This window comes from Elstera litoralis, from assembly GCF_000963705.1.
In the GTDB taxonomy this organism is placed as follows: Bacteria; Pseudomonadota; Alphaproteobacteria; order Elsterales; family Elsteraceae; genus Elstera; species Elstera litoralis.
Map to the genome: position 1 here is coordinate 1 of NZ_LAJY01000044.1, position 6,578 is coordinate 6,578.

The window sequence follows — 6,578 nt, forward strand, 5'->3', positions numbered from 1 at the left end:
ATATCAGAAGCGCTACAATGCGCCACCCGATTTCTTCGTCGCAGGCGGGTTCGCGGCAGCCTCCGCCGTGTTCAACGGCATCACCAAAGCGGGCGATACCGATACCGAAAAGCTGATCGCCGCGATGGAAGGCATGATGTTCGAAACGCCGAAGGGCGATATGATTTTCCGCGCCGTCGATCATCAGGCCCAGCAGGATATGTTCCACTGGCGCATCAAAAAAGACGCAACGGATAATGATCTGCTGGAGCTGGTTGCAACTATTCCGGCAGCAACCATGCCGCTGCCCTTCCGTAATAAGCGATAAACCTTTACCCTACTCACCAGCTTGGGGGAGGGGGCGGGGCGGTTTCGGCTGCCCTGCTTCCCCCCCGACCGTACCAGTAGGAAGCCTGCTCTCATGTCTGTTCCGGTTCTTGAATCCCGCGACCTGACCATCCGTTTCGGCGGGCATACGGCGGTCAATGCGGTCAGCACCTCGTTTACGGCGGGAACCCTCACCGCCATCGTCGGCCCAAACGGGGCTGGGAAAACCACCTATTTCAATCTTCTCTCCGGCCAACTCCCCGCCTCGGCGGGTCAGGTGCTGCTGGATGGCGAGGATATTACCCGGCTGGGTCCGGCCGATCGGGCGCGGCGCGGCATTGGCCGGGCGTTCCAGATCACCAATCTCTTCCCACAGCTCACCGCGCACGAAAACGTGCGCCTCGCCGTGCAAGCGCGCGACCCTGCCGCCGCGAATATCTGGCAGCGCTGGACGGGGCACCGCGCCTGGATTGAGCGGGCCGAATGGGTGCTGGAGGAGGTAAACCTTCAACATCAGCGCGACACGGTCGCCTCCTCCCTCTCCCACGGCGACAAGCGCAAGCTGGAAGTGGCGATTATGATGGCGCTGGAGCCCCATGTGTTCATGTTCGACGAGCCGACGGCGGGCATGTCGGTCGATGAAGTGCCGGTGATCCTGGACCTCATCCAGAAGCTGAAGCGCGCGGGCGATAAAACCATTCTGCTGGTCGAACATAAGATGGATGTCGTGCGCAGCCTCGCCGACCGCATTATCGTGCTGCACCACGGGCAGTTGCTGGCCGATGGCGAGCCTGCGACGGTGATCGCCTCGCCGCTGGTGCAGGAAGCTTATCTTGGCCGCGCACCGGAGAAAAAGCATGGTTAACCCGCTGCTGCGGCTGGACGGGGTTCATACCCACATCGGCCAATATCATATTCTGCAAGGCGTTAATCTCACCGTGAACGAGGGCGGCATTACCATGCTGCTCGGGCGTAACGGCGCGGGGAAAACCACGACGCTACGCACTATCATGGGCCTGTGGAAACCCTCGCAGGGCACCGTGACCTTCGACGGCAAGCCCATCGGCGGTAAGGATACGCCCAGTATCGCCCAAAGCGGCATCGCCTATGTGCCGGAAACGATGGCCGTGTTCCACGATCTCACGGTCGAAGAAAATATGAAGCTCGCCGCCCGCTCCGGCCCGCCCGATGCCGCGCGGTTGGAGTGGATTTTCGGCTTCTTCCCGGCGCTCAAACGCTTCTGGCACTCGCCCGCCGGGGTGCTCTCCGGCGGACAAAAACAGATGGTGGCGATTGCCCGCGCCCTGGTGGAGCCGCAACGGCTGATCCTGATCGACGAGCCGACCAAGGGCCTTGCGCCTGCCATCATCGAAGGCATGATCGGCGCGTTTCAGGAATTGAAGCGCCAGAGCACGATTCTACTGGTCGAACAAAACTTCCGCTTTGCCGCCGCCCTCGGGGATTCGGTGGCGGTCGTCGATGACGGGCGCGTCGTTCACGCCGGGAGCATGGCCGATCTGGTCGGGGATAGTGGCTTGCAGGAACGCCTGCTCGGCCTGTCGCTCGACGCGCATCAATAGGAGGCTGATATGTCCGAGACCAAAGCCGCCCCCGCCGATATTCCACGCGCAAAGCTCGATCTGCTGCCGCTGCTGATCCCCGTGGTTCTCGCCGCCGCTGCCCTCGTGCTGGTCGGCAGCCCGACGACCTGGCTGACCCTCACCCTCTCGGCACTGGCGATGGGCATGATGATCTTCGTCATCGCGTCCGGCATGACGCTGGTGTTCGGGCTGATGGACGTTATCAACTTCGGGCACGGGGCCTTCATTGCGATTGGCGCCTACCTCGCCTTTACCGTGCTGGGGCCGCTCGCCGGGTGGATGGCGTCGGAGTCGCTGCTGACCAACCTCGGCGCGCTGGCGATTGCCGCCGTCGCCGCGATGATCGGCACCGGCGCGCTGGGCATGGCGTTCGAGCGCGTTATTATCCGCCCGGTCTATGGTCAGCATCTGAAGCAGATTCTGATTACGATGGGCGGGCTCATTGTCGCCGAACAAGCCCTGCACGCGATTTTCGGCGGCGACCAAAAGGCCATGCCGCTGCCCAACGGCTTGCGCGGCGCGATTGTCGTCGGCGATCTCGCCTTCGAAAAATACCGGCTGCTGATCGTCGTCGTCGGGTTGGCGGTGTTTACCGGCATGCAGTTGGTGCTGAACCGCACCCGCATCGGGCTGCTGATCCGCGCCGGGGTGGAGAATGCCGAGATGGTGGAAGCCTTGGGCTACCGCATCCGCCGCCTGTTCATCGGCGTCTTCGTCGTCGGATCGGGCCTGGCCGGGCTCGGCGGCGTGCTATGGGCGCTGTACCGGGAAACGCTGACCGCCGGGATCTCCAATGACGTGATGACGCTGGTGTTTATCGTCGTCATCATCGGCGGGCTCGGCTCGGTCGGCGGTTGCTTTCTGGGGGCGATTCTGGTGGCCTTGCTCGCCAATTATTCCGCCTTCCTCGTGCCGAAATTCGCCCTGGTTTCAACGGTTCTGCTGATGGTGCTGATTCTCCTGTGGCGTCCGCAGGGTCTCTATCCCGTCGCCAAGAGGTAAGCCCATGCTGCGCGCCCTTCTCTCCGACGATTTGCCCCGCAATCGGGTCCTGTCGGTGATCCTGCTGGTCATCCTGATCGGCCTCGCCACGGCCCCCTTCCTCGTCTCCGGGGCCAATGCCATCAATACCGCCGCGAAGATCTGCATCTTCATTCTGCTGGTGGCGAGTTACGATATTCTGCTGGGCTATACCGGCATCGTTTCCTTCGCCCATACGATGTTCTTCGGCATCGGCGGTTATGGCGTTGGCCTTGCCATGCATTTCATGGGCGCGACCTGGGGCAGCGCCCTACTCGGCACCGGCATCGCCATTGTCTTCGGCGTGACGCTGGCGGCCTTGATTGGGCTTCTGTCCCTGCGGGTGAAGGCGATTTTCTTCGCCATGATTACGCTTGCGGTCGCAACCGTCTTTGCCGTGCTGGTCTCGCAACTCTCCGATTATACCGGCGGGGAAGACGGCCGCTCCTTCCGCGTGCCGGAACTGTTACGCCCGACGTTTAAACTGCTGGAAGAACCTGTGTTCGGCACCATGATAACGGGCCGTGTGGCGGCCTATTATTTGGTATTCAGCTTTACGGTCTTCTTCTTCCTGCTAGCGTTACGCATGGTCAATTCGCCGTTCGGGCGCGTGCTGCAAGCCATCCGCGAGAATGAATATCGCGCCGAGGCCCTGGGCTACCGCGTGGTGAAATACCGCACGATTGCCACCTGTCTTTCCGCCGGGCTCGCCGTGGTCGCGGGCGCGCTCTACGCCCTGTGGCTGCGCTATACCGGGCCGGATACCACCCTCTCCTTCGCCATCATGTTGAATATTCTGCTGATGGTCGTGATCGGCGGCATGGGCACGCTCTACGGCGCGGTGATCGGCGGAACCCTGTTCATCCTCGCCGAAAACTACCTGCAAAAGCTGCTCGGCGCGGCCGCGACCCAGGTAGAGGGAATTCCCGTGCTGGCGCAAATCCTCCACCCGGACCGCTGGCTGCTGATCCTGGGCGTGTTGTTCGTGCTCAGCGTCTATTTCTTCCCGACCGGGATCGTCGGCAAGCTGCGGCAAAAAGCGTCTTAGATTTGGCAGGGGCGCTGCCCCTGGGCCCCGCTCAAGGGGCAACCGCCCCTTGAGAATCCGGGGCGTCTCAGACCCGATAAAATTCCCGATACCAAGCAATAAACTTCGGCAGCCCGACCGACAGCGGCGTCGTCGGGCTGAAACCGAGATCGCGCCTGCTTTCGGTGATGTCGGCGGCGGTCTCGTAGACGTCGCCGGGCTGCATTGGCTGCAAATCGAGCACCGCTTTCCGGCCCAGCGCCTCTTCCAGAATTGCGACGAAATCGGTCAGCTTTTCCGGGTGATTGTGACCGAGGTTATAGACGCGGTGCGGCGGCGCCTCGCCCGTATCGGCGGGCGGATGGTCGAGGGTCGCCAGCACGCCCGCGACAATATCGTCGATATAAGTGAAATCCCGGCGCATATCGCCGCCGTTGAACAGGCGGATCGGCTCCCCGGCCAAAATGGCTTTGGTGAACAGGAACGCCGCCATATCGGGCCGCCCCCAAGGGCCGTAGACCGTGAAGAAGCGCAACCCCGTCGCCGGAATCCGGTAGAGATGCGCGTAAGTATAATGGAACAACTCATCTGCCTTCTTGGTGGCGGCATAGAGCGATAGGGGCCGGTCGGTGCGGTCCGTCACCGCGAACGGCGCTTTCTCGGCATGCCCATAGACCGAGGAGGAGGAGGCATAAACGAAATGCACCAGCCCCGGCAGGCGGCGCACGGCTTCCAGCAAATTAATCTGGGCGACGATATTCGCGCTGATATAGGCGTGCGGGTTTTGCAGCGAGTAGCGCACCCCCGCTTGCGCCGCGAGATGGATAATATGCGTCACGCCCGAGGCTGGAACCAGCAGCGCATCGACCGCATCGCGATCAGCAAGCTCGACCGGCTGAAAGCTGAAGCCCTTCTGCCCGGTAAGCTGCGCGAGCCGCGCGTGTTTGAGGGCCGGATCGTAATAATCGTTGAGATTATCGACCCCGATCACTGTTTCCCCCCGCGCCAGCAGGGCTTGAGCGACATGGAAGCCGATGAACCCGGCAACGCCCGTGACCAGAATATGCATCCGTCGCCCTCTTTAAAGTGTCCAGTAGCGGCGGTCGGCGGGAAGCGCCCGCCCCCGCCACAGTCCTTTGATATCGGCAATCAAACCGCCCGGCGCAACGCAGGCCGAAATCGCGTCCCCGCCCCACTCGGCGAACTCCCGATGGGCAACCGCCAACACGAGCGCATCATAAGAACGGTCCGGGGGAAGCGCGGCCAGGGGAGCCCGACCCAGCAAATCCGTCAGCGCCTCGGCGGCTGCGTTCGGATCGAAACAATCCACCTCAAAACCTTTAGCGGCCAGAGCCGCGATGAGATCGACCGCCTTGCTGTTGCGCAAATCGCCGATATTCTCCTTGAAACTCGCGCCCAGCACCAAAACCGACGCACCCGGAACGAGTTGGGCGGCGATTTGATCGGCGAAGAACCCGGCCATCGCCTCATTGGTGTGGCGGCCCGCCAGAATCGTTACCGGCTCATGGCCCAGACTTTGCGCCCAAGTGGCCAGATAATAGGGATCGACGCCGATGCAGTGCCCCCCGACCAATCCCGGCACGAAGGGCAGAAAATTCCACTTGGTCCGCGCCGCCTCCAGCACGTCATAAACCGGAATATCCGCCGTGCGCAGGATCATCGCGACTTCGTTGATGAAGGCGATATTGATATCGCGCTGGGCATTCTCGATGGCTTTAGCGGCCTCCGCCACGCGGATCGAGGGCGCAATGTGGATATTGCCGCCATTCACCGCACCATAAAGTGTGGCAAGCCGCTGGGCGACCCCGGAATCTTGCGCGGCGACGACTTTCGCAATCGCCGCCAGCCCATGCTTGCCATCGCCCGGATTAACCCGCTCCGGCGAATAGCCCAGGTGATAATCCCGCCCCGCCAGCAGGCCCGATTCCTCGGCGATCCAGGCGGCGCAGGGGCCTTCCGTGACGCCCGGATAGACGGTGCTTTCGAAGACCACCACCGCGCCGGGTGCCAGTACGCGGCCAATGGTCCGGGAAGCGGCTTCGAGCGCCGTCAGATCGGGTTTTTGGGCCGCATCGATGGGGGTTGGGACGGTGGCGATGAGCACATCGCAGCCGCGCAAGGCTTCGGCGTCCCCCCGTCAGCACGAGCGACCCTGCAACCGCCGCCAGCGCCTTGGCGCTCACTTCGCGCGTCCGGTCCCAGCCGTCCGATAAGTCCGCAATTCGCTGGCGATCAATATCGAACCCGACGACGGGCCGATGCGCCGCAAGCGCCACCGCCAGCGGCAGCCCGACATAGCCGAGCCCCAAAATACCGACGCGCGCAAACCCCATTATTGACCAAACTCGCCCAAATATTTAAAGGCTATGCGCAGGAAGAAGGTTTGATCCTGGCGCAATTCCTTATCGGATAGCTTATCGCGCGTGTAAGAACCGAGAATAGCGAAACACTCGTCTTCGTACAAAAGCCCTAAGCCCGCGCTGCTGATCTTATCGGTCTTAACGTCGTAGGATAACACCCCATAGGTGCTGTAGAACTCGGAAATCTTCAACTGACCGGAAAGTGCCATCTGCTTAGGGCTATCGACACCGATTTCCGGCAAG

8 protein-coding genes and 1 pseudogene are annotated in these 6,578 nt (G+C 62.1%); 5 read left to right on the forward strand and 4 right to left on the reverse strand.

Annotated features, from left to right (window positions below):
- From VZ95_RS02555 to VZ95_RS02575, 5 genes are all read left to right on the forward strand, one after another.
- The coding region (locus VZ95_RS02555) for an ABC transporter substrate-binding protein (protein WP_045774484.1) at positions 1–307 on the forward strand (307 nt) is incomplete at its 5' end.
- A gap of 93 nt (positions 308–400) precedes the next feature.
- A complete protein-coding gene (locus tag VZ95_RS02560) occupies positions 401–1,171 on the forward strand; it encodes an ABC transporter ATP-binding protein (protein WP_045774485.1) in 771 nt (256 codons plus the stop codon).
- The gene (locus VZ95_RS02565) at positions 1,164–1,886 is read left to right on the forward strand and encodes an ABC transporter ATP-binding protein (RefSeq protein ID WP_045774486.1); all 723 of its coding nucleotides are present in this window, start codon (positions 1,164–1,166) and stop codon (positions 1,884–1,886) included. The genes VZ95_RS02560 and VZ95_RS02565 overlap by 8 nt, the downstream gene beginning before the upstream one ends.
- A gap of 9 nt (positions 1,887–1,895) precedes the next feature.
- Positions 1,896–2,909, forward strand: a complete 1,014-nt coding sequence (locus tag VZ95_RS02570) for a branched-chain amino acid ABC transporter permease (RefSeq protein WP_045774487.1) — start codon at positions 1,896–1,898, stop codon at positions 2,907–2,909.
- Between the two features lie 4 nt (positions 2,910–2,913).
- Complete coding sequence (locus VZ95_RS02575; protein WP_045774488.1) at positions 2,914–3,975, forward strand: branched-chain amino acid ABC transporter permease; 1,062 nt, start codon at positions 2,914–2,916, stop codon at positions 3,973–3,975.
- A 67-nt stretch (positions 3,976–4,042) separates the two neighbouring features.
- Here VZ95_RS02575 and VZ95_RS02580 read toward each other — a convergent pair whose 3' ends face one another.
- From VZ95_RS02580 to VZ95_RS02590, 4 genes and pseudogenes are all read right to left on the reverse strand, one after another.
- Positions 4,043–5,023, reverse strand: a complete 981-nt coding sequence (locus VZ95_RS02580; RefSeq protein WP_045774489.1) for an NAD-dependent epimerase/dehydratase family protein — start codon at positions 5,021–5,023, stop codon at positions 4,043–4,045.
- A 12-nt stretch (positions 5,024–5,035) separates the two neighbouring features.
- On the reverse strand, positions 5,036–6,094 hold the full coding sequence (locus VZ95_RS02585; protein ID WP_269747045.1) for a nucleotide sugar dehydrogenase: 1,059 nt from the start codon (positions 6,092–6,094) through the stop codon (positions 5,036–5,038).
- A 136-nt stretch (positions 6,095–6,230) separates the two neighbouring features.
- Positions 6,231–6,308, reverse strand: a pseudogene (locus VZ95_RS27870) (hypothetical protein); the annotation flags it as partial.
- A partial coding sequence (locus VZ95_RS02590) for a hypothetical protein (RefSeq protein ID WP_232302449.1) occupies positions 6,308–6,578 on the reverse strand: 271 nt, incomplete at its 5' end. The pseudogene VZ95_RS27870 and the gene VZ95_RS02590, both read right to left, overlap by 1 nt.

Coding starts and splice junctions, on each gene's coding strand:
- VZ95_RS02565 (WP_045774486.1), top strand. CDS start 1,164: ATGGTTAACCCGCTGCTGCGGCTGGACGGGGTTCATACCCACATCGGC.
- VZ95_RS02580 (WP_045774489.1), bottom strand. CDS start 5,023: ATGCATATTCTGGTCACGGGCGTTGCCGGGTTCATCGGCTTCCATGTC.
- VZ95_RS02560 (WP_045774485.1), top strand. CDS start 401: ATGTCTGTTCCGGTTCTTGAATCCCGCGACCTGACCATCCGTTTCGGC.
- VZ95_RS02575 (WP_045774488.1), top strand. CDS start 2,914: ATGCTGCGCGCCCTTCTCTCCGACGATTTGCCCCGCAATCGGGTCCTG.
- VZ95_RS02570 (WP_045774487.1), top strand. CDS start 1,896: ATGTCCGAGACCAAAGCCGCCCCCGCCGATATTCCACGCGCAAAGCTC.